At 73.3% G+C, this 21,636-nt stretch carries 8 protein-coding genes; 3 read left to right on the top strand and 5 right to left on the bottom strand.

The genetic code is table 11. The features are described 5' to 3' along the window. The first annotated feature begins 51 nt into the window (after positions 1-51). The gene (locus tag KQY30_RS29040; RefSeq protein ID WP_217309435.1) at positions 52-684 is read left to right on the top strand and encodes a hypothetical protein; all 633 of its coding nucleotides are present in this window, start codon (positions 52-54) and stop codon (positions 682-684) included. Here the strand turns inward: KQY30_RS29040 and KQY30_RS29035 are convergent. After that, positions 653-2,872 (bottom strand): BTAD domain-containing putative transcriptional regulator, encoded by a 2,220-nt coding sequence (locus KQY30_RS29035; RefSeq protein WP_217309434.1) that lies wholly within the window; start codon positions 2,870-2,872, stop codon positions 653-655. The two genes, KQY30_RS29040 and KQY30_RS29035, sit on opposite strands and share 32 nt — an antisense overlap. 124 nt (positions 2,873-2,996) lie before the next feature. Then, positions 2,997-4,592, bottom strand: coding sequence for an aspartate aminotransferase family protein (locus KQY30_RS29030; RefSeq protein WP_217309433.1), 1,596 nt, complete (start codon positions 4,590-4,592; stop codon positions 2,997-2,999). A 211-nt stretch (positions 4,593-4,803) separates the two neighbouring features. On the opposite strand from KQY30_RS29030, the gene KQY30_RS29025 reads away from it, so the two are divergent. After that, on the top strand, positions 4,804-5,355 hold the full coding sequence (locus KQY30_RS29025; RefSeq protein ID WP_217309432.1) for a flavin reductase family protein: 552 nt from the start codon (positions 4,804-4,806) through the stop codon (positions 5,353-5,355). Positions 5,356-5,447: 92 nt separating this feature from the next. Here the strand turns inward: KQY30_RS29025 and KQY30_RS29020 are convergent, their stop codons facing one another. The 3 genes from KQY30_RS29020 to KQY30_RS29010 all read right to left on the bottom strand — a co-directional run bounded on the left by KQY30_RS29020 (position 5,448) and on the right by KQY30_RS29010 (position 7,630). Then, the gene (locus tag KQY30_RS29020; RefSeq protein ID WP_217309431.1) at positions 5,448-6,623 is read right to left on the bottom strand and encodes an acyl-CoA dehydrogenase family protein; all 1,176 of its coding nucleotides are present in this window, start codon (positions 6,621-6,623) and stop codon (positions 5,448-5,450) included. A gap of 154 nt (positions 6,624-6,777) precedes the next feature. Then, positions 6,778-7,203, bottom strand: a complete 426-nt coding sequence (locus KQY30_RS29015) for a nuclear transport factor 2 family protein (RefSeq protein ID WP_046496897.1) — start codon at positions 7,201-7,203, stop codon at positions 6,778-6,780. Positions 7,204-7,252: 49 nt separating this feature from the next. After that, a complete protein-coding gene (locus KQY30_RS29010) occupies positions 7,253-7,630 on the bottom strand; it encodes a nuclear transport factor 2 family protein (protein WP_217309429.1) in 378 nt (125 codons plus the stop codon). A gap of 261 nt (positions 7,631-7,891) precedes the next feature. On the opposite strand from KQY30_RS29010, the gene KQY30_RS29005 reads away from it, so the two are divergent. Further along, positions 7,892-21,616 carry a type I polyketide synthase gene (locus tag KQY30_RS29005; protein WP_217309427.1) on the top strand — a complete coding sequence of 4,575 codons (13,725 nt, stop codon included), beginning with the start codon at positions 7,892-7,894 and terminating at the stop codon, positions 21,614-21,616. The last annotated feature ends 20 nt before the right edge of the window (positions 21,617-21,636 follow it).

Raw genomic sequence — 21,636 nt, 5'->3', positions numbered from 1 at the left:
TGCAGATCAGCAAGTGGTTCCGTGGTGTACGGGACTTGGTTAGCTGCTCGTATGGACAACAGCCATACGCAGCGCGAGCACCCTGGCCCCGAGTCCTCCCCGACCCGGGTGACCCTGGGACCCTTCGAGCACGAGGCGACACTCGCCGCCTTCGTCGGCAGGGAGTTCACCGTGGCCCTCACGGAAGGACTCCGCCGGGCGAGGGTCACGTCCCGGACAAAGGCGTCCGGTGACGGTGCTCCTCCTGTCCGCCGTCCCGCCCCGGAGCGGGCGCCGGGCGTGTCCCTGCTGGCGGAGCACTCCGGAGCGATCCTCCGCCATTTCGAGAAGACCCTGCTGACGGTTCCCGCGCTGAGTGTCCTGGTGCACCACAGGACACGGTTCTCGGTGGGTCGGTGGGCGCGGCAGGTGCTGGCCGCCGCGTGCCGGACCGAGCGCCCGGCGGGCCGGGACGTACCGCCGTTCCCCCGGGGCGCGGCCCATCAGCACGCGGTCGCGATATCCCTGCTGATCGAGTCGGCGACGCTCACGCTGCCGCCGGACGCGCCGGATTGCCTGGAGGTGATCCGGGCGCTGGCCCGCGCCGGCGGTCTCACGGGCGCCGGGAGCGCCCAGGCGCCCCGTGCGGCCCGGGCGGCCCGTTCCGTGCCCGCTATGCCACCACTGCTGCCCGGCCCGGCATGAGCAGGCATTCGAGAAGCTGGTCGAGCGCGTCGTCGGCGACCGGGCCGAGGCTGATCGTCATCGCCTGCGGGCGGCCCGCGGCCCAGCCGGGGCGGCGCGCGAGGAGCCGCGCGTCCGCGCCGACGACATTCAGCAGCGGCAGATCGGCGCGCGGGTCGGCCAGCTTCTCGACCAGTTCGATCAGCGGCTCGTCGGCGCGGTCGAGATCGTCCCAGATCACCACGAGGGGGTGCTTCGCGGCGGCCAGGGCGAGGAAGTCCCGCCAGGCGCCCAGGACTTCACGCCGTACGGGGCCACGCGCGTGGATGAGCGGGCCCAGGGCGGCCAGCAGGGCGTCCCGGGTCTCCTGGTCCTCGGTGAGCCCCGCGAGGGCCATGTCGAGCTTGGCCGAGGCGGATTCGGGGGTGTCCTCGGGGCCCGTCCCCGCGTACGAGGCGAGCATCTGAGCCGGCGCGGACATACCGCCACGCGAAGGGGCGGCCGTACCGGTCAGTACGCGTACCGGCTCGGCGGTGCCGGTCTCCACCAGCCGCTGGAACTCCAGCAGCAGCCGGGTCTTGCGGCCGGGCGGCCCGAGGACGGTCACCAGGTGCGGCGTGGAGCGGTGCCGGGTTCTGAGCAGGATGGCCCGCATCAGGTCGAGTTCGCACTCGCGGTCGCCGGCCGAGGTGCCGCACTGGTTGGTGAAGCCGTCCCCGACGGCCATCAGCTCCCAGGGGGCCATGTTGGTGCCGCCCCCGCGATAGGTGATGTGACCCTCGGTCAGCCGGCGGGTGGCGTCGCAGACATGGACCTCGCCTGCGGGGACCGAGCCCAGCGCCGCCCGGCAGTCGTCGACGAGATGGCCGCCGATCCAGGGCGGGGTCACACCGGCGCCGGGCCAGCGGCAGACGACGACCTGTCCGGTGTACACCGCGCCGTGCGCGGAGAGCGCCTGACCCGTGGAGCCGAAGTGCAGGGTGGCGGCGGCGATGGTCAGACAGTCGCGTACGGCCGCGGCAGCCCGTACCGCGCGCACCGCGCCCGCGGTCTCCGAGGCCTCGTCGTCCTCGAAGAGCCCGAGCAGGACGGAGCCCAGCGCCGAGGCGACGATGCCGCCCTCCGCCTCGATCTTCTCGCGGGCGAGCTGGGTCACCGCGTCGAGGACCCGGTCGACGTCCTCCGGCGGCAGGGTGCCGAACTCGGGTCCGAGCCCGAAGCGCAGCAGAAGCACGCTGGCCTGGTGGTACTCGCTCGGTACGGCGATACTGGCCGGCGGCGGATCGGTGGCGCGCAGTGACTCGGGGCCGGGGACCGGACGCGGCGAGGGCAGGGTGAACTCCGGGATCTGCGCGGCCGGCACGGGCCCCACCGGCTGCCCGGGTTGTACGGGCTGTGTCGGCTGCCCGGGCTGCGAGGGCTGTACGGGCTGCGCGGTGCGCCGCAGGTCCAGCGCCGGGTCCTGGGTGAGGACGGCCCGCTGGAGCTGCTGGAGTTCGGGGCTCGGCTCCAGGCCGAGACCGTCGACCAGGGCCTCCCGCACCCTCCCGTACACCGCGAGGGCGTCGGCCTGCCGGCCGCAGCGGTAGAGCGCGAGCATGAGCTGGCGCGAGGCGCGCTCGCGCAGGGGCTCGGCCTCGACCAGTGCCTTGAGTTCATGGAGCACGCTCTGATGGCCGCCGCAGGCCAGCTCCGCCTCGAAGCAGTCCTCCATGACATCGAGGCGCTTCTTCTGGATCGAGGCGACCTCGGCCCAGTAGGTGCCCTCCTCGGCGAGATCGGCGAGCACCGAGCCGCGCCAGAGCGCGAGCGCCTCGGTCAGCAGGTCGCGCGCGGCGACCGGGCGCCCGGCGGCCAGGGCCGCCCGGCCCGCGGCGACCCGCTGCTGGAACACCAGGAGGTCGACCTGCTCGGGCCGTACCCGCAGCATGTACCCGGGATTGCGGGTCAGCAGCTCGGGCGCCGACTCCCCCGAGGACGGCCGGGCGAGGACCCCGCGCAGCCGCCAGATCGCGTTCTGAAGGATCTTCCTCGCGGTCATGGGCGCGTCATCGGCCGGCCAGAGGGCCCCGAGTAACTGGCTGGTCGAGACCACCTGGTTGGCGTGGAGCAACAGGTAGGCGAGAGCGGATCGTTGCCTTACGCCACCAAGTTCCACCAGGCCGTCGTCATTATCGACTTCCAACGCACCCAGGACACGAAAACGCATGAACTCCCCCGTTCAATGGCCATCGGCCACGGTAATTATCCGATAATGCTTTCGTCAAAGTCTTACCGAGGCGTGGGCGTTCAGGGGCGTGACCGATGGCCCAGTGGGGGATGAGCCGACGGGCTCAGGCCGCGGTCAGCGCTTCGCCCGCCCCGGCCCTGAGCAGCTCGCACACATCGCGCAGCCCGGCGTCGAGCTGGGCGATCTCGGCGTCGGTCAGCTCGATGGAGGGCTCGAAGCGCAGCGTGTTGACCGCGCTCGCCGTAGGAAATGTACGCACCCGGTGGCGGCGCAGCAGATGCCCGGCGAGGACGTAGCCGAAGAACCCGCCGCCCGCGATCTCCTGGATCACCGGGGACGAGGACCCCGACTGGTCCACGAATTCGAGGCCCAGCATCAGGCCCCGGCCCCGGACGTCGCCGACGACGTCGGGGAAGTCCGCCCGTACGCCCTCCAGCGCCGCCCGCAGGGCCGCGCCGCGCTCCTCGGCGGCCCGGTAGGCCCGTCCGCCGTCGGCCTCCAGCAGTTCGAGGACCTTGAGGGCGATATGACAGGAGAAGCTGTCCTTGGCGAAGGTCGAACTGTGGACGATCTCGAATTCCCGCCGGTAGTACTTCTCGCGCACCAGCATCACGGATGTCTTGGCGATTCCGCCGCCCAGTGTCTTGGCGAGGGTGAAATAGTCGCCGCGCAGTCCGAGCGGGGCACTGGCGAGAAGCGTTCCGGTCCTGCCCATTCCGCTCTGGATCTCGTCGACGACGACGGGGCAGTCGATCGACTCGCAGAACTGCTGGATTTCCCCGGCGAATTCCCGGGAAAGCACCCGGATTCCGCCCTCGCCCTGAATGGGTTCCACCAGGAAGGCGCAGAAGACGGGGAACTCCCGCTCGGTGAGGGTGAGCTGCCCGTCGACGACCTGCGTGCCGAGGAGAACGCCCCGCTCCTCGGCATGCACCTGCTTCAGGACATCGGGCCTGTCCTGCGGTACGAACCGGGCCTGCGCGGCGAGCGACTTGAAGGGGGCGCGGTACCCCTCGTTGTGCGTGAGCTGCACACTCGCGGCGAGCTTGCCGTGGAATCCGCCCTCCAGCGCCAGGAACAACGGCGGTCGCGCGGTCTGTTCGGCGTTGCGCCGGGCGAGCTCCGCCGCCAGCAGACCGAAGGCCTCGGCGGGGTCCCGGGGCGGGGTGAGACCGAGCCGCTCCAGGGTGTGCTCGGCGACGACGGCGGTGCCGTTCTCGACCGCGGTGCGCGCCGCGTCGTTCTGTACGGAGATCTCCTCCAGGAGCGCGGCGATCCGCATCCCCCGGTCCAGCTCGGCGTGTTTGACCGCGGCCTCGACCGCTTCCGCACCGCTGTTCGCGAATACGGCGAAATACGGTTCGTCAGTGCCCAGTTCCCGGTGGATGATCCGGTTCAGCTCGGCGGCGAGGGCGTTGGCGTAGGGGTGGCTGGAGAACTGTGCGTGCACCGGGGTGTCCCCGTCGAGCAGTTCCTGCGCCCTTTCGACGATCTCCGGCCGGTTGTGCCCGAGCAGCACGGAGCCATAGCCGCCCGCGAAGTCGACGACCGGTATCTCGCCATCGTCGCCGTCCCGCTGGTAGAGCGTATTGCCCTTCGCACGGACGTATTCGACCGACAGGCCCGCGCCGGCGAGTACTTCACGGAGAAAAGGTTCGGCCAGTTCTCTGGACTGGGTTGCGGTGTTGGTGTGATCCATGCCCCACAGGGTGCTCGGGTCCGGTCAACCAGCGGTCACCAGAGGGTCATCAGCGGTGTGTACGGGCAGGTGGCACGGCGGTTACCCGAGGGTGGGAGATGTCGGCGCGGACGCGGGTACGTTGAAGGCCACCGGCCGGCCAGGGATACCCACGCGATACCCACGGATGGCACGTGATGTGCCCTGCTCAAAATACCTCGGAGAGGGTGGCATGAATTCCGCGTCCACTGAACTCGATCCCGCGGCCCTGCGTTCCGGGCCACAGCCGGTGAAACCCGTCCGGCTCAGGGAAGTGATGTCCCGCTTCGCGACCGGTGTCACGGTGATCACCGTGGGGGGCGAGCATGTGCACGCCATGACGGCGAACGCGTTCAGCTCGGTCTCCCTCGATCCGCCCTCGGTGCTGTGCAGTGTCAGCCATGGCGCCGTCATGCACGGCGCGCTGACCTCCGCTGGCCGGTTCGCCGTCAACATCCTCGGCGTACGGCAGGAGCCCCTGGCGCGGCATTTCGCGGACAAGCACCGCACGCTGGGAGCGGCCCAGTTCGAAGGGGTGACGTGGGAGGCCGGAGACCACACCGGGGCGCCCCTGCTGGCCGGCTCGGTGGCCTGGCTGGAGTGCGAGCTGACCGACTCGCATGTCTTCGGCGACCACACCATCTTCATCGGGACGGTCCTGGCGGCCGGTCAGGGCAGCGACGAGGACGGGCTGCTCTTCGTCAACGGCCGCTTCGGCAAGGCGGATCCGGGCGCCGGGCAGTAGATGCGCGAAGCACCGCCGGACATACGGGAAGGCCCGGGGCCGTGACAGCGACCCGGGCCTTCTGGGTTGGCGCTTCCGGACTGACGTTGAGATCAGAGGAAGTACGTACCGGGCTCCAGGCCCAGCAGGACCCGGCCCTGCACCTCCAGGTTGGCGTTGAGCTGCACCAGGGCGTGCAGCGAGAAGCCCTGGATGTCGCGGTGGAAGCGCTGGAGGTCCACATCGCGGCGGATGACCGAGCCGCCGCTGGCCGCGAAGAGCAGTTCCACGGCCTCCTTCGAGAGCTGCGCCGCGAAGGCGGTCCTGCCGCGGATGACGGCCTTCTCCTCGTCGGACGGCTGGACGCCCGCGTCGGCCGCGTCCTGGAGCACCCGGTGCCAGGAGCGGGAGAGCGCCTCGGCCGCGTCGATCTTGTTCGAGGCGAGGGCCACCTGCTGCTGGGTGAGCGGGTGCTGACTCTGCTCGGTCCACTGGGTGTATGTGATGCCGCGTCCGGGGAGCCGCTCCAGGAACAGCTCGAACGAACCGCGCGCCATCCCCAGGAAGGTCGCGGAGACACTGGACATGATGTAGCCGAGCAGCCCGTAATTGCGGCCGGTGGCACCGGTGTTGGAGCGGTTGCCGGTGGCGGAGACCATGGCCTCCTCCAGCGGTACGACCCGGTGCGCGGGCACGAAGACATCCGTGGCGGTGGTCGTCGAGCTGCCGGTGGCGGCGCCGGCGGAGACATGCCAGTCGTCGGCGAACTCCAGCTCGGAGGTCGGTACCAGCGCGACCAATTCCTCGGCCGTCCCGTCGGGCTGCTCGACGACCGCGGCGAGCAGGTCCCAGCCCGCGCCCCGGCAGCCGGAGTTGAAGCGCCAGGTGCCGTCGAGGCGGTAACCGCCCTCGGCCGGCTTGAGGGTGCCGGTGGGGGCGAAGACGATGGAGACCCGGCTGCTGCCGCCCTCGAAGACCTCCTTCTGCGCCTGGTCCGGGTAGAGGGTCGCGCACCAGGCGCTGGTGAGCCACACCATCGTCAGCCAGCCGGTGGAGGGGCAGCCCCGGGACACCTCGGCGATGACCTCGGCCTGCTGCGCCACGTCGAAGTCGAGACCGCCGTGCTCGCGCGGCACGGCCGTACGGAACACCCCGGCCTTCTCCAGCAGTTCGATGTTCTCGTCCGGTATCCAGCGCTGCTCCTCCGCGGCGGCCCCATTGCGCCGGAGGGCGGGCACGGCGTCGCGTACCGCGTCCAGTACGGAGGTCAGTTCTTCCTGCGTGGCCACTATCTCTCCTCGAAGTGCCGTGAAATGCATGGAATGCGGGGGGGGAATAACACGGGGACTGTCTTCGCTTACGCCAGAACCCCCCTGATCGCAGGGGGGTTCGCGGTCGTGCCCCTAGCTCGCGCCCGGAGGCCGGTGCAGCGACCGGAGAGGGCTAGTCGGCGACCAGGCCCGTGGCGGCCACGGGGCGGTCGATGGACATCAGCCAGCGGCCGTCGTCCCCGCGCCGCAGGACGTCGGTGCACACGCCCCGGAGCTGGACGGGCTCGCCGTCCGGGCCGGTGGTGTCGATCTCGTAGTTGACACCGATCAGCGCGACGTCGCCGGCCACATACGCGTGGGTGATGCTGGCCCGGAGGTCGGGCTTGGTGCCGAGGAACTCCTTGAAGAACGCGAGGCGCGCCGCACCGGTGAGCGGCTCGCCCGAGAAATTCGAGATGGAGTCGTCGCGGTAAAGGCTGTTGAACAGCTCTCCGTCACCGGAGTTGAACGCCGCGATGAAGATGTCGTTCTGGGTTTCGGAGTCGCTGGTGAGATCGGGGTTCGCCGGGTCGAAGTCCACACTGAATGTGTACGCCATGGTCGGTCAGTCCTTTCGGGGATTCAGGGGATAACTGCGCCGACCGGGATCAGGCCTGGCCGTACGGGTCGTCGACGGCGTAACGCCACACCTTGTCCGCGCCCAGCCGCAGGACGTCGACGCCGGTGCCCTGGAGCCGCTCGGGCTTTCCGTCGGCGTCGACCGTGTCGATCGTCCAGTCGACGATCAGCAGGGCCGTGTCGTTGGTCACAAACGTCTGCCGGGGCACGGCGGTCATCGTCGGCCGGCTCTTGAGGAATTCCCGCTGGTATTCCCGGCGCGCGTCGCCCGTCAGCGGCTTGCCCGGCTCCCAGACCGCCACGGCCTCCGCCGTGTAGAAGCTGTCGACGGTTTCGAAGTCGCCCGCGTTGAAAGCCTCGACATACTGACTGGTGTGCTTTTCCACGTCGTCGGTGAGCTGTGACATGACGAGATCCAACCTGCCTTCTGTTGTAGCCGGGTGCCACCCATTTCGTACGCCGACACTATTGCGACGCCATCAACCTCTCACCCATGAACGGGTAATGCGGCGATCTCCCGGCCCGTGGCAGGGGTGATTACCGCCCGGTGGAGCCGCGCTGAGAGGGCTGAGAGAACCACCTGCCTACGATCTGGAAGCAGTGTCACCGAAATGCCTTTCAAGGTCGCCCAGTTCGGCCGGATTCACTGGAAAGGGAAGTCGAGCGCGATGACGAATCAGCACCATTCCCACAGGGCTGCCCAGGGCGACGGGCTCGAAGAGGGCGTCGCGGTCGTCGGAGTGTCCTGCCGGCTTCCCGGGGCCGACGGCCCCGAGGCCTTCTGGGACCTGCTGCGCACCGGCTCGGACGCCATCACCGAGGTGCCGGAGGGGCGCTGGCTGCCCGCGTCCGGTACGGAGGCGTACGAGGCGGCGGAGCCGGGGACGCGCCGGGGCGGGTTCCTGGACCGCGTCGACACCTTCGACGCGGACTTCTTCGGTGTCTCGCCGCGCGAGGCCGCCACCATGGATCCGCAGCAGCGGCTGGTGCTGGAACTGGCCTGGGAGGCCCTGGAGGACGCGGGCACCCTGCCGGCCGCGCTGCGGGGCAGCCGTACCGCCGTGTTCGTGGGCACCCTGCGCGACGACTACGCGGCCCTGCTCTACCAGTACGGCGACCGGGCGGTCACCCAGCACACCATGGCCGGGGTCAACCGGGGCGTCATCGCCAACCGGGTCTCATACCACCTCGGTCTGCACGGGCCGAGCCTGACGGTCGACTCGGCGCAGTCCTCCTCGCTGGTCGCCGTCCATCTCGCCTGCGAGTCACTGCGCTCCGGAGAGAGCGACACGGCGATCGCGGCGGGTGTCAACCTGAACATCCTCGCGGAGGGCGCGGTCACCGAGGAGCGGTTCGGCGGGCTCTCGCCGGACGGTACGACATACACCTTCGACGCCCGCGCCAACGGCTTCGTGCGCGGTGAGGGCGGGGCGGTCGTCGTACTCAAACCGCTGGCCCGTGCGGTCGAGGACGGCGACCGGATCTACGGGGTCATCCGCGGCAGCGCGGTCAACAACGACGGTACGACGCCGGGCCTGACGGTCCCCGGCCGGCCGGCGCAGGAGCGTGTACTGCGCGAGGCGTACGAGAAGGCCGGGGTCGACCCGGCGGCCGTGCAGTACGTGGAACTGCACGGCACCGGGACCCCGGTGGGCGACCCCGTCGAGGCGGCGGCGCTGGGCGCGGTGCTCGGCGCGGGCCGGGCCCCCCGGGCGCGGCTGCGGGTCGGCTCGGCCAAGACCAATGTGGGCCATCTCGAAGGCGCGGCCGGCATCGTCGGCCTGCTCAAGGCGGTGCTGGCGCTGAGCCACCGGCGGCTGCCCGCGAGCCTCAACTTCGACACCCCGAACCCCCGGATCCCCTTGGGCGAGCTGGGACTTGAGGTGCAGCGGGAGCTGACCGAGTGGCCCGCGCCCGAGCGGCCACTGATCGCCGGGGTCTCCTCCTTCGGCATGGGCGGCACGAACGCGCATGTCGTCCTCACCGAGGGCCCGGTGTCCCTCGCGCCCGGCGCGCCCGCACAGCCGGGAGCGGCTCCCGGTGTGGTTCCGCTGGTCCTCTCCGGGCGCTCGGAGACGGCGCTGCGGGCCCAGGCCGCCCGGCTGCGGGACGCCCTCGCCCGCGAGGACGCGCCCGCCACGGCCGATGCCGCCTGGTCCCTGGCCACCACCCGTACGGTCTTCGAGCACCGGGCGGTCGCGCTCGCCGCGCCCGAGGGCGGCCCCGCCCTGCTGAGCGCGCTCGACGCGCTCGCCGAGGGCCGGGCGTCGGCGGATGTGGTGCGGGGCGCGGCCGGGCCGGGGCGGCTCGCCTTCGTCTTCACCGGGCAGGGCGCGCAGCGCGCCGGGATGGGCCTGGAGCTGTACGGGGCGTTCCCCGCGTTCACCGAGGCGTTCGACGCGGTCCGCGCCGAGCTGGACCCGCTGCTCGGCCGGCCGCTGCTGGAGGTGATCGCCTCCGGGGAGGGCCTGGACGGGACCGGGTACACCCAGCCCGCGCTGTTCGCCCTCGAAGTGGCGCTCTACCGGCTGGTCGAGTCGTGGGGCGTGGTGCCCGAGCTGGTCGCGGGGCACTCCATCGGCGAGATCGCCGCCGCGCATGTGGCGGGGGTTCTCGATCTGCCGGACGCCGCGCGGCTGGTCGCCGCGCGCGGCCGGCTGATGCAGGCGCTCGAATCGGGCGGTGCGATGGTCGCGGTGGAGGCCACGGAGAGCGAGGTGCTCGCGCTGCTCGCCGGCCATGAGCGGCAGGCCGGCATCGCGGCGGTGAACGGGCCGCGCTCGGTGGTCCTGTCCGGCGCCGAGGACATCGTGCTCGCCGTCGCGGACCGGCTGCGCGACCAGGGGCGCAGGACCAGGCGGCTGACCGTCTCGCACGCCTTCCACTCCCCGCTGATGGACCCGATGCTCGACGACTTCCGTACCGTCGTCGAAGGGCTGACCCTGCGCGCGCCCCGGCTGGACGCGGTGTCGTCGGTAACCGGCGCGCCCGTCACCGACGCCTGGTCGTCGGCCGCGTACTGGGTGGAGCAGGTGCGCCGTCCGGTGCGGTTCCTGGACGCGGTCCGGGCCCTGGAGGACGCGGGCGCCACGGCGTTCCTGGAGCTTGGCCCGGACGGCGTCTGCTCGGCCATGGTGCGCGACAGCGTCCGGGAGGCGGACGCGGTGGTGTCGGTGGCCGCGCTGCGCCGGGACCGCCCGGAGGCGAGGACCCTGCTGGCGGCCGTCGCCGCCGTCTTCGTACGCGGTACGGACATCGGCTGGGGCGGCGTCCCCTCGTACGGCGACGCCCGCCGCGTACCGCTGCCCACCTATGCCTTCCAGCGCGAGCGCCACTGGGTGTCGGGCACCGCTCGTACGGGCGAACTCGCGCCTGCCGAGAAGGAGTTGGCCGCCCCGGCGCCTACTGAAACGGTGGATGTGACCGCGCTGGTCACCGGGCAGGTCGCGGCCGTGCTGGAGTATCCGGCCGGCCGGCAGGTGCCACCGCACGCCACCTTCAAGGACCTGGGCTTCGACTCGCTGATGTCGGTCGAGCTGCGCGACGCGCTGGCCTCCGCGACCGGGCTGCGCCTCGCCGGCGGGCTGCTCTTCGACCACCCGACCCCCGACGCCCTGATCACCCATCTCGGCGCGGCCCTCGCCGGTACGGACACCGCTCCGGCCGGTGAACAGCCCCTGCCCGGCGGCTCGGACGAGCCGATCGCGATCGTCGGCATGGCCTGCCGCTACCCGGGCGGGGTCGCCTCGCCCGAGGACCTGTGGCGGCTGCTGGCCGAGGGGCGCGACGCCGTCTCCGGCTTCCCCGCCGACCGCGGCTGGGACCGGAACCTGTACGACAGCGACCCGACGCGCAGCGGCCACAGCACCGTGCGCGAGGGCGGGTTCCTGGAGGACGCGACCCGCTTCGACAACGCCTTCTTCGGGATCTCGCCGCGCGAGGCGCTGGCGATGGACCCGCAGCAGCGGGTGCTCCTGGAGACCGCGTGGGAGGCCGTGGAGCGGGCGCGGCTGGACGCGGACGCGCTGCGGGGCAGCCGTACGGGCGTGTTCATCGGCGCCACCACGCTGGACTACGGGCCCCGGATGCACGAGGCCCCCGACACCGTCGACGGCTATCTGCTGACGGGCACCACCCCCAGCGTGATGTCCGGGCGCATCGCCTATCAGCTCGGCCTGGCCGGACCGGCGGTGACCGTCGACACGGCGTGCTCGTCCTCGCTGACCGCCCTGCATCTCGCGGTACGGTCGCTGCGCTCCGGCGAGTCGACGCTGGCGATCGCGGGCGGCGCCACGGTCATGTCGTCCCCCGGGATGTTCGTGGAGTTCTCGCGGCAGCGCGGGCTCGCCGCCGACGGACGGTCGAAGTCGTTCGCGGCGTCGGCCGACGGCACCTCCTGGGCCGAGGGTGTGGGCCTGCTGATCGTCGAGCGGCTCTCCGACGCCCGCAGGAACGGGCACCAGGTGCTGGCCGTCATCCGGGGCAGCGCGATCAACCAGGACGGCGCCAGCAACGGTCTGACCGCGCCCAACGGCCCCGCGCAGGAGCGGGTCATCCGCGCGGCGCTGGCGGACGCGGGGCTGGCCCCGGCGGACATCGACGCCGTGGAGGCGCACGGCACCGGCACCCGGCTGGGCGACCCCATCGAGGCGGAAGCGGTCATCGCCACCTATGGGCGCGACCGCGCGGACCGCGCGCCCGTGCTGCTCGGCTCGCTGAAGTCGAACATCGGCCATGCCCAGGCGGCGGCCGGTGTGGGCGGGGTCATCAAGATGGTGCAGGCCATGCGCCATGGCGTACTGCCCAGGACGCTGCATGTGGACGAGCCGACGCCGATGGTCGACTGGGAGTCCGGCGCGGTCGAGCTGCTCACGGAGGCGGCCGACTGGCCCGAGACCGGGGAGCCGCGCCGCGCCGCCGTCTCGTCCTTCGGGATCAGCGGCACCAACGCCCACGTGATCATCGAGCAGAGCCCGGCGGCCCCGGAGCGGACGTCCGAGGCCGAGCCGTCCGGGCGGCCCGCGCCCTGGCTGCTGTCCGCGCGGGACGCGGTGGCGCTGCGCGAACAGGCGGCGCGTGTCCGGGCGTTCGCCGCCGGTGATGTCTCGCCGTACGACACCGGGCTCTCCCTGGCCACCACCCGTACCGCGCTCCCCCACCGCGCGGCGGTCGTCGCCACCACGGCGGAGGATCTCCTGGCCGGGCTGGACGCGCTCGCCGAGGGCCGGGACGACCCGCGGGTGGTGAGCGGCGACACGGCCGGCGCGGGCAGGACCGCGTTCCTCTTCACCGGCCAGGGTGCCCAGCGCACGGGCATGGGCCGGGAGCTGTACGAGGCGCACCCGGCCTTCGCCGAGGCGCTCGACGCGGCCTGTGCCGCGCTGGACACACATCTCGAACGGCCCCTGCGTGAGGTGCTGTTCGCCGCCGAGGGCAGCGCGGACGCGGCTCTGCTGCACCGGACCGCGTACACCCAGCCCGCGTTGTTCGCCGTCGAGGTCGCGCTGTTCCGGCTGGCCGCGCACCACGGGCTCACCCCCGATCTGCTCGCCGGGCACTCCATCGGTGAGCTGGCCGCCGCCCACTGCGCGGGCGTGCTCTCGCTCGACGACGCGGCGCGCCTGGTCGCCGCCCGGGGCCGACTGATGGAGTCGGCACGGGCGGGGGGCGCGATGGTCGCGATCGAGGCGGAGGAGGGCGAACTCGGCGACGACCTGGCCGAGTTCACCGGCCGACTGTCCGTCGCCGCGGTCAACGGCCCCACCTCCGTGGTGGTCTCCGGCGACGAGGACGCGGCGGAGGAGGTGGCGGAACGGTGGCGGGCGCGGGGCCGCAGGACGCGCCGGCTCCAGGTCAGCCATGCCTTCCACTCGCCCCATATGGACGCCGTGCTCGACGAGTTCCGTGCCGTCGCGGCCGGACTGTCCTTCCACGCGCCGGAGACACCGATCGTCTCCACGGTCACCGGACGCCTCGCCACCACCGGAGAACTCACCTCGCCCGACTACTGGACCGGGCAGATCCGCGAGGCCGTGCGGTTCCTCGACGCCGCCCGGGAACTGGAGGCGCGTGGCGCCACGGCGTTCGTGGAGATCGGCCCCGACGCCGTGCTGGCGCCCCTCGCCCGGGGCTGCCTCGCCGGTGAGGAGGCGGTCACCGTATCGCTGCTGCGCGCCGGGCGGCCCGAGCCGGAGACCCTGATCACCGGTCTCGCCACCGCGCGGGTCCATGGGGCGCCGCTCGACGGGGCCTCGTTCTTCCCGGGTGCCCGCCCGGTCGATCTGCCGACGTACGCCTTCCAGCGCGAGCACTACTGGCTGGCGCCGCGAACGCCCGGTGACGCACGGTCGTTGGGCCTCGACTCCGCACAGCACCCGCTGCTCTCCACCGCCGTGGACCTCGCGGACGGCGAGGGCCTGGTCCTCACCGGTCTGCTGTCGGCCGCGACACATCCCTGGCTGGCCGACCACGCCGTGGGCGGCGGGGTGCTGCTGCCCGCCACCGCGTTTGTCGAACTGGCCCTGGCCGCGGGCAACCGGATCGGTGCCGACCGGGTGGGCGACCTCACCCTGGAGGCCCCGCTGCTGCTGCCCGACGACACGTCGGTCCGGGTCCAGGTCTCGGTGGGCGCTCCCGCCGCCGACGGCGGCCGGCCCTTCGGCGTGCACGCCAGGCCGGACGGCGGAGCGGACGACTCGGCGCCCTGGACGCGCCATGCCTCCGGTGTCCTCGGCGGCCCCGCGTCCGGCTCCGGCGCGCGGGACCTCGCCCAGTGGCCGCCCGCCGGGGCCACCGCCGTACCGCTGGAGGGCGTGTACGAGCGGCTCGCGGACCTCGGGTACCGGTACGGACCCGCCTTCCAGGGGCTGACCGGTCTCTGGACGTCCGGCGACGATCTGTACGCGACGGTGCGGCTGCCGGAGGAACAGCACACGCCCGCCGCCCTGTTCGGTCTCCATCCCGCGCTCTTCGACTCCGTACTGCACCCCCTCGTCCTGCACGCCGCCGACGCGGCGGGCGACGGCGCGGTCCGGCTGCCGTTCGCGTGGGCGGGTACGGAGCTGTACGCGACCGGCGCCACCGCGCTGCGCGTCCGGATCTCCCCGGCGGGCCGGGACACCTTCGCGCTCGCCCTTGCCGACACCACCGGCGCTCCGGTGGCGTCCGTGGAGTCCCTCACCCTGCGCGCGGTCCCCAAGGAAGGACTCGCCAGGGCGGCGGTACGGGACGACGTGCTGTACGGCGTGGAGTGGACGCCCGTACCGGCCGCCGGGCCCGCACCGGACCTGCGGATCGTTTGGGCCGAGGGCGGTGAACTCCCGGACGGGGAAGGCCTGGAGGCCGTTGTCGTACGCACGGAGGACTTCGCGGCCCGGGACGGGGATCCGCTGCGGGCCGCGCACGGGACCGTACGGCGTGTCCTCGCGCTGGTGCAGCGGTTCCTCGCCGACGAGCGGTACGCGGAAGCGCGACTGGTGCTCGTCACGCGGGGCGCGGTCGCGGCGGGTCACAACGAAGAGAGCGGAGGGAGCGGAGGGAGCGGCGACCTCGCGTCCGCCCCGGTATGGGGTCTGGTCCGCTCGGTGCAGAGCGAGCACCCGGACCGTCTGGTGCTGCTCGACTCGGCGGGCACGGTCGCCGACGAGACGGTCACCGCCGCTCTGGCCACCGGCGAGCCCCAACTCGCCGCTGTCGAAGGTGGCTTGCGCGCGCCCCGGCTGGTCCGGGCCGGGCAGGACACCGACGGGGCCCCGGCCGTGCTGGACCCCGACGGTACGGTCCTGATCACCGGCGGCACCGGCGGTCTGGGCGCGCTCTTCGCCCGCCATCTCGTCGCCGAGCACGGTGTACGGCATCTGCTGCTGGTCAGCCGGCGCGGCGAGGACGCCCCGGGCGCGCCCGAACTCCGTTCCGCGCTTGAGGAGTCGGGCGCCCGGGTGACCGTCGCGGCCTGCGATGTCGCCGACCGGGACCAGCTCGCCGCGCTCGTCGGCGCCGTACCGGCCGAGCACCCGCTGACCGGTGTCGTGCACACCGCCGGAGTCCTCGACGACGCCACCGTCGAGGCCCTCACCGCCGAGCGTCTCGACGCCGTGCTCGGCCCCAAGGCGGACGCCGCCTGGCATCTGCACGAGCTGACCCGCGATCTGCCCCGGCCGCTGGCCGCCTTCGTCCTGTTCTCCTCGGTCTCCGGCCTCACCGGCACCGCGGGACAGGCCAACTACGCCGCCGCCAACACCTACTTGGACGCCCTCGCCGCGCACCGCCAGGCGCTCGGGCTGGCCGCGACCTCGCTGGCCTGGGGTCTGTGGGACGCCACCCATGGCATGGGCGGCACCCTCGGCGAGGCCGGCGTCGCCAGATGGGCCAGGGCCGGTGTCCGGCCGCTCACCCCGGAACGCGGCCTCGCCCTGTTCGACCGCGCGCTCGCGGACGGGCGGGCGCTGAGCGTCCCCGTCGACCTCGACCTGGCCGCCCTCCGCTCCCGTACCGAACCGCCCGCACCGCTCCTGCGCGGCCTGGTGCGGACCGCGCCCCGCCGCGCCGCCGCGGTGGCCGCGGGCGGCGACACGGGCTGGGCCCAGCAGATGGCGGCGCTGCCCGACGACAAGCGCCGCGAAGCGGTCCTGGAGCTGGTGCGGTCCACCGTGGCCGGTGTGCTGGGGCACACCCGCGCCTCGGCCATCGATCCGCGCCGGGCCTTCAACGAGATCGGCTTCGACTCCCTCGCCGGAGTGGAGCTGCGCAACCGGCTGAACGCCGCCACGGGGATACGGCTGTCCGCCACCGTGGTCTTCGACCACCCGTCCCCGGGGGCCCTGGCCGAGCGTCTGGTCACGCTGGCCGCGGGTGCGGGTACCGACGCGGCGGCGGCGCGACCCGCCCCGGCCCGTGCCGCCGCCGCGACCGACGAGCCGATCGTGATCGTCGGCATGGCCTGCCGCTATCCGGGCGGGGTCGCCTCGCCCGAGGACCTGTGGCGGCTGGTCGCGGAGGGCGGTGACGCCATCAGCGAGTTCCCGGTCAACCGGGGCTGGGACCTTGACCGGCTCTACGACCCGGACCCGGCGCACACCGGCACGTCGTACGTGCGGCACGGCGGGTTCCTGCACGAGGCCGACCAGTTCGACCGCGAGTTCTTCGGCATCTCGCCGCGCGAGGCCACCGCGACCGACCCCCAGCACCGGCTGCTGCTGGAGACGGCGTGGGAGACGCTGGAGAGCGCGGGCATCGACCCGGCCGCGCTGCGCGGTTCCCGTACGGGCGTGTTCACCGGGGCCATGTACGACGACTACGTGTCGCGGCTGGCCGCCAGCCCCGAGGAGTACGAGGGTTTCCTGCTCGCCGGGAACCTCTCCAGTGTGGTGTCGGGCCGTCTCTCGTACACGTACGGTTTCGAGGGTCCGGCGGTCACGGTCGACACGGCCTGCTCCTCGTCCCTGGTGGCGCTGCATCTCGCGGCGAACGCGCTGCGGCGCGGCGAGTGCGATCTGGCGCTGGCCGGCGGTGTGACGGTGATGGCGGGGCCGAGTGTCTTCGTCGAGTTCTCGCGGCAGCGCGGCTTGTCGGCGGACGGCCGCTGCCGTTCGTTCTCGGCGGACGCGGACGGCACCGGCTGGTCGGAGGGTGTCGGGCTGCTGCTCGTCGAGCGGCTCTCGGACGCGAAGAAGAACGGGCACCGGGTACTGGCCGTGCTGCGCGGCAGCGCGGTCAACCAGGACGGCGCGAGCAATGGCCTCACCGCCCCCAACGGCCCTTCCCAGGAACGGGTGATCCGCGAGGCGCTCGCCGACGGCGGGCTGAGCCCGGCGGACATCGACGCGGTGGAGGCGCACGGCACCGGGACCCGCCTCGGCGACCCCATCGAGGCACAGGCCCTGCTCGCCACCTACGGCCAGGACCGCCCCGCCGAACGGCCCCTGCTGCTCGGCTCGTTGAAGTCCAACATCGGCCATGCCCAGGCAGCCGCCGGGGTGGGCGGGGTCATCAAGATGGTGCAGGCCATGCGCCATGGCGTACTGCCCAGGACCCTGCATGTCGGTGAGCCGACGCCGATGGTCGACTGGGAGTCCGGCGCGGTGGAGCTGCTCACGGAGGCCACCGACTGGCCCGAGACCGGCCGCCCGCGCCGCGCTGCGGTGTCCTCCTTCGGGATCAGCGGCACCAACGCCCATGTGATCATCGAGCAGGGCCCGGAAGTCCCAAGGCGGGAGACCGCCGCCGCACCCGCGCTGCCCGTTGTGCCCTGGCTGCTCTCGGCGCGCGGCGAGGACGCGCTGCGCGCCCAGGCCGAGCGGCTGCACGCCCATGTCACCGGGCGGCCGGACACGGATCTCGCGGACATCGGGCTGTCCCTGGCCACCACCCGTACCGTGCACGACCAGTCGGCGGCGGTCCTCGCCGCGGACCGGGACGGCCTTCTGGACGGTCTGGCCCGGCTCGCCCGCGGTGAGACCTCGGCGTCTGTGGTACGGGGCGACTCCCCGGCGCAGCGCGGGAAGACGGCGTTCCTGCTGACCGGGCAGGGCGCGCAGCGGCTGGGCATGGGGCGTGAACTGTACGCGGCCTCGCCGGTGTTCGCCGCCGCCTTCGACGCGGTGTGCGAGCATCTCGACCGCGAGCTGGTGCGCCCCCTCAAGCAGGTCCTCTTCGCGCCCGAGGGGTCCGCCGACTCGGCGCTGATCGACCAGACGGCGTTCACTCAGGCGGCGCTGTTCGCGGTGGAGACGGCCCTGTTCCGGCTCGCCGAACACCACGGTCTGGTCCCGGACTTCCTGCTCGGGCACTCCATCGGCGAGGTCACCGCCGCCCATCTCGCGGGTGTGCTCGACCTGCCCGACGCCTGTGTGCTGGTCGCCGAGCGCGGCCGGCTGATGCAGGCGGCCAGGGAGGGCGGCGCGATGGCCGCGATCGCGGCGGCCGAGGACGAGGTGCGCGAGAGTCTGGCGGGCCTCACCGGACAGGTGACGGTCGCCGCCGTCAACGGCCCCCGCTCCACGGTGATCTCGGGCGACGCGGAGGCGGTCGACGGGCTCACGGCGCTCTGGCGCGAGCGGGGCAGCAGGGCGAAGCGGCTGCCGGTCAGCCATGCCTTCCACTCCCCGCACATGGAGGAGGTGCTCAACGAGTTCCGTGCCGTCGCCGGGGATCTCACCTTCCACGAGCCGCGTATCCCGGTCGTCTCCAATCTCACCGGGACCCTCGCCACGGCGGAACAGCTCGCGTCGCCCGAGTACTGGGCGCGGCACATCCGCGAGGCGGTCCGGTTCCACGACGGGGTACGGCATCTCGTGGAGGCGGGCGTCACGGAGTGGCTGGAGCTGGGGCCGGACGGTGTGCTGACCGCGCTCGTGCGCGAGTGCCTCGGAGACCTCGGGGACGCGGCCGTCGGGGTGCTCGCCCCGGCGCTGCGCAGGGGCCGTCCCGAGACGGCCGTCTTCGCGGCGGCCCTCGCCCGGCTCGCCCTGCGCGGCGCCCCGGTGCGCTGGGAGACCGTCTTCCCGGGCGCGCGCCGGGTGGAGCTGCCGGGCTATGCCTTCCAGCACCGGCGCTACTGGCTGGACGCCCCGGCGGGCGCGGGCGACGCGGCCGGGTTCGGTCTGGCCGCGGCGGACCATCCGTTCCTGGGCGCCGCGGTGATGCTGGCGGACCGGGACGAGCAGGTACTGACCGGCCGGCTCTCGCGGCACAGCCACCCGTGGCTGACCGGCCATGTGGTCGCGGGCACCGTCCTCGTACCGGCCACCGGACTGCTCGAACTCGCCCTCAAGTCGGCGGCGCAGACCGGGACTTCGGGGGTGGACGAACTGACGCTGGCCGCGCCGCTGGTGCTGCCCGAGCACGGCGGCGTACAGCTCCAGGTGTCCGTGTCGGCCGCCGAGGACGACGGCGGTCGGGCCTTCCGTATCCACTCGCGTCCGGACGGTGACGAGCCGGCCGGGGAGTGGACACTGCACGCGCACGGCCGTCTGCTCGGCGGCCCGGCCACCGGCGGTACGGACCTGATGGCATGGCCGCCGCCCGGCTCGGCCGAGACCGATCTGAGCGGGGCGTACGAGCGGCTCGCCGAGCAGGAGTACGAGTACGGCCGGCCGTTCCAGAACCTGCGGCGGCTGTGGACGGGACCGGCGGGCGAGCTGTACGCGGAGGTCTCGCTCGGCGAGGAACTGCGCGCCGACGCCGGACGGTTCGCCCTCCATCCCGCGCTGCTGGACGCCGCGCTGCATCCGCTGCTGCCCGGGGTCACGGACCGGCCGGGCAGGCCCTGGCTGCCGTTCTCCTGGAACGGTGTCACCGCGCACACCGCCACCGGTCCGGCGAGCCTGCGGGTCGCTCTGACGCCCGCGGCCGGCGGGGACGCCGACTCGCCGGTGTACGCCCTGACCGTCGCGGACGGCACCGGGGCTCCGGTGGCCTCGGTCGAGGCGCTCACCCTGCGGCCCCTGTCGGCGGAAGCGCTGCGGGCGGCGGGCGGCGGCGGTACGGCGGACGGGCTGTTCCGGGTGGACTGGACGCCGCTGACCGGCGGGGCCACGAGCACACCGCTCGGTGAGCCGGCCCTGATCGGCACCGCCGGGAACGCCACCTGGGCGGCCAAGGCGACCGCGTACGGCTCGGTCGACGAACTCCGGGCCGCGCTCGACCAGGGCACCGAGGTGCCGTCCCTGGTGCTGCTGCCGCTCCTCGACAGCGGGGCGGCGGACGGGGCCGGGGTGCCGGACGCGGCCCGTGCCGTGCTGCACCGGCTGCTCGCAGAGGTGCGAGCGTGGCTGGCCGACGACCGGTTCGCCGCGTCGCGGCTCGCCGTGATCACCCGGAACGGTGTCGCCACCGCGCCCGCGGAGCCGACGGATCTGGTGCATGCCCCGGTCTGGGGGCTGCTGCGCTCCGCGCAGACCGAGAACCCGGGCCGGATCGTGCTCGCCGACCTCGACGACGCCGGTCTCGACGCCCCGGACAGCCCGCTGTCCCTGGACGCGCTCACCGGCGACGAGCCCCAACTCGCCGTCCGCGAAGGCCGGATCCTCGTGCCGAGGCTGGCGCGCGCCCTGCCGGCCGAGGACTCCGCCCCGGACTGGGGCGACGGCACGGTCCTGGTCACCGGCGCGACCGGTGCGCTGGGCGCGGTCCTCGTACGGCACCTGGTGCGGCGGCACGGCGTACGCCACCTGCTGCTGGTCAGCCGACGCGGCGACGGCGCGGCCGGACTCCGCTCCGAGCTGCTGGAGCTGGGCGCCGAGGAGGTACGGTTCGCCGCCTGCGACACCGCCGACCGCGACCAGCTCGCCGCGCTGCTCGGCACCGTACCGGCGGAGCGTCCGCTGACCGGAGTCGTCCACACCGCGGGTGTCCTCGACGACACCACGGTCGAGGCGCTGACCCCCGAGCGACTGGACGCCGTACTGCGTCCGAAGACCGACGCGGCCTGGCATCTGCACGAGCTGACCCGGGACCTGCCGCTGTCGGCGTTCGTCCTCTACTCCTCCGTCGCCGGGCTGCTGGGCACGGCCGGACAGTCCAACTACGCCGCGGGCAACACCTTCCTCGACGCCCTGGCCGCGCACCGCAGGGCACTGGGCCTGCCCGGCACATCGCTGGCCTGGGGGCTCTGGGCGGAGAGCAGTGCTCTCAGCGGGCATCTCGCCGAGGCCGATCTGCGCCGGCTGGCCCGCTCCGGACTGCGTCCGCTGGCCACCGACGACGCCCTGGCGCTCTTCGACGCCGTACCGGCCACCGGCGAGGCCGTGCTCGCGGTCACCCGGCTGGACACCGCGGCGCTGCGGGCCTCCGGCGAGCTGCCGCCGCCACTGCTGCGCGGTCTGGTGCGTACGGCACCGAACCGCGCCGCGAGCACGGCCGCCGAACCGGCGGCGGGTCCAGGTCTGGCGGAGCGGCTCGCCGCGCTGCCGCCCGGCGAGCGGGACCGTACGCTCATCGATCTGGTGCGCGGACTGGTCGCCGAGGTGCTCGGGCACGCGGATCCCACCGCGATCGCGCCCGAACGCGCCCTCCAGGAGCTGGGGTTCGACTCGCTGACCGCGGTCGAGCTGCGCAACCGGCTGGCCGCCGCGACCGGGCTGCGGCTGCCCACCACGCTCGCCTTCGACCACCCCACCCCGGGGGCCCTCGCCATGTATCTGCGCGAGCGGCTCGCGATCGACGAGATCACCCCGGACGAGCCGGTGCTCGCCGAACTGGCCCGGCTCGGGCCCGCCATCGAGGCGGTCTCGGGGGACGCGGGGGCGCAGGGCCGGATCGTCGCGCGGCTCCGGGAGCTGCTGAACGCCGCCGAGACGGCGGGCCTGCCTGCCGCCTCCGCCGAGCAGACCGAAGCCGATCTCGACAGCGCCACCGACGAGGAGTTGTTCGCCCTGCTCGACGACCTCGAATGACCCGGTGCCGTCCCGGCGCA

It is taken from the genome of Streptomyces sp. GMY02 (assembly GCF_019056675.1).
GTDB lineage: Bacteria > Actinomycetota > Actinomycetes > Streptomycetales > Streptomycetaceae > Streptomyces > Streptomyces odonnellii.
Note: the sequence above shows the minus strand (reverse complement) of the source record. Positions and strands in the feature narration are given on the sequence as shown.

Coding starts and splice junctions, on each gene's coding strand:
- KQY30_RS29005 (WP_217309427.1), top strand. CDS start 7,892: ATGACGAATCAGCACCATTCCCACAGGGCTGCCCAGGGCGACGGGCTC.
- KQY30_RS29035 (WP_217309434.1), bottom strand. CDS start 2,872: ATGCGTTTTCGTGTCCTGGGTGCGTTGGAAGTCGATAATGACGACGGC.
- KQY30_RS29025 (WP_217309432.1), top strand. CDS start 4,804: ATGAATTCCGCGTCCACTGAACTCGATCCCGCGGCCCTGCGTTCCGGG.
- KQY30_RS29030 (WP_217309433.1), bottom strand. CDS start 4,592: ATGGATCACACCAACACCGCAACCCAGTCCAGAGAACTGGCCGAACCT.
- KQY30_RS29040 (WP_217309435.1), top strand. CDS start 52: ATGGACAACAGCCATACGCAGCGCGAGCACCCTGGCCCCGAGTCCTCC.
- KQY30_RS29010 (WP_217309429.1), bottom strand. CDS start 7,630: ATGTCACAGCTCACCGACGACGTGGAAAAGCACACCAGTCAGTATGTC.
- KQY30_RS29015 (WP_046496897.1), bottom strand. CDS start 7,203: ATGGCGTACACATTCAGTGTGGACTTCGACCCGGCGAACCCCGATCTC.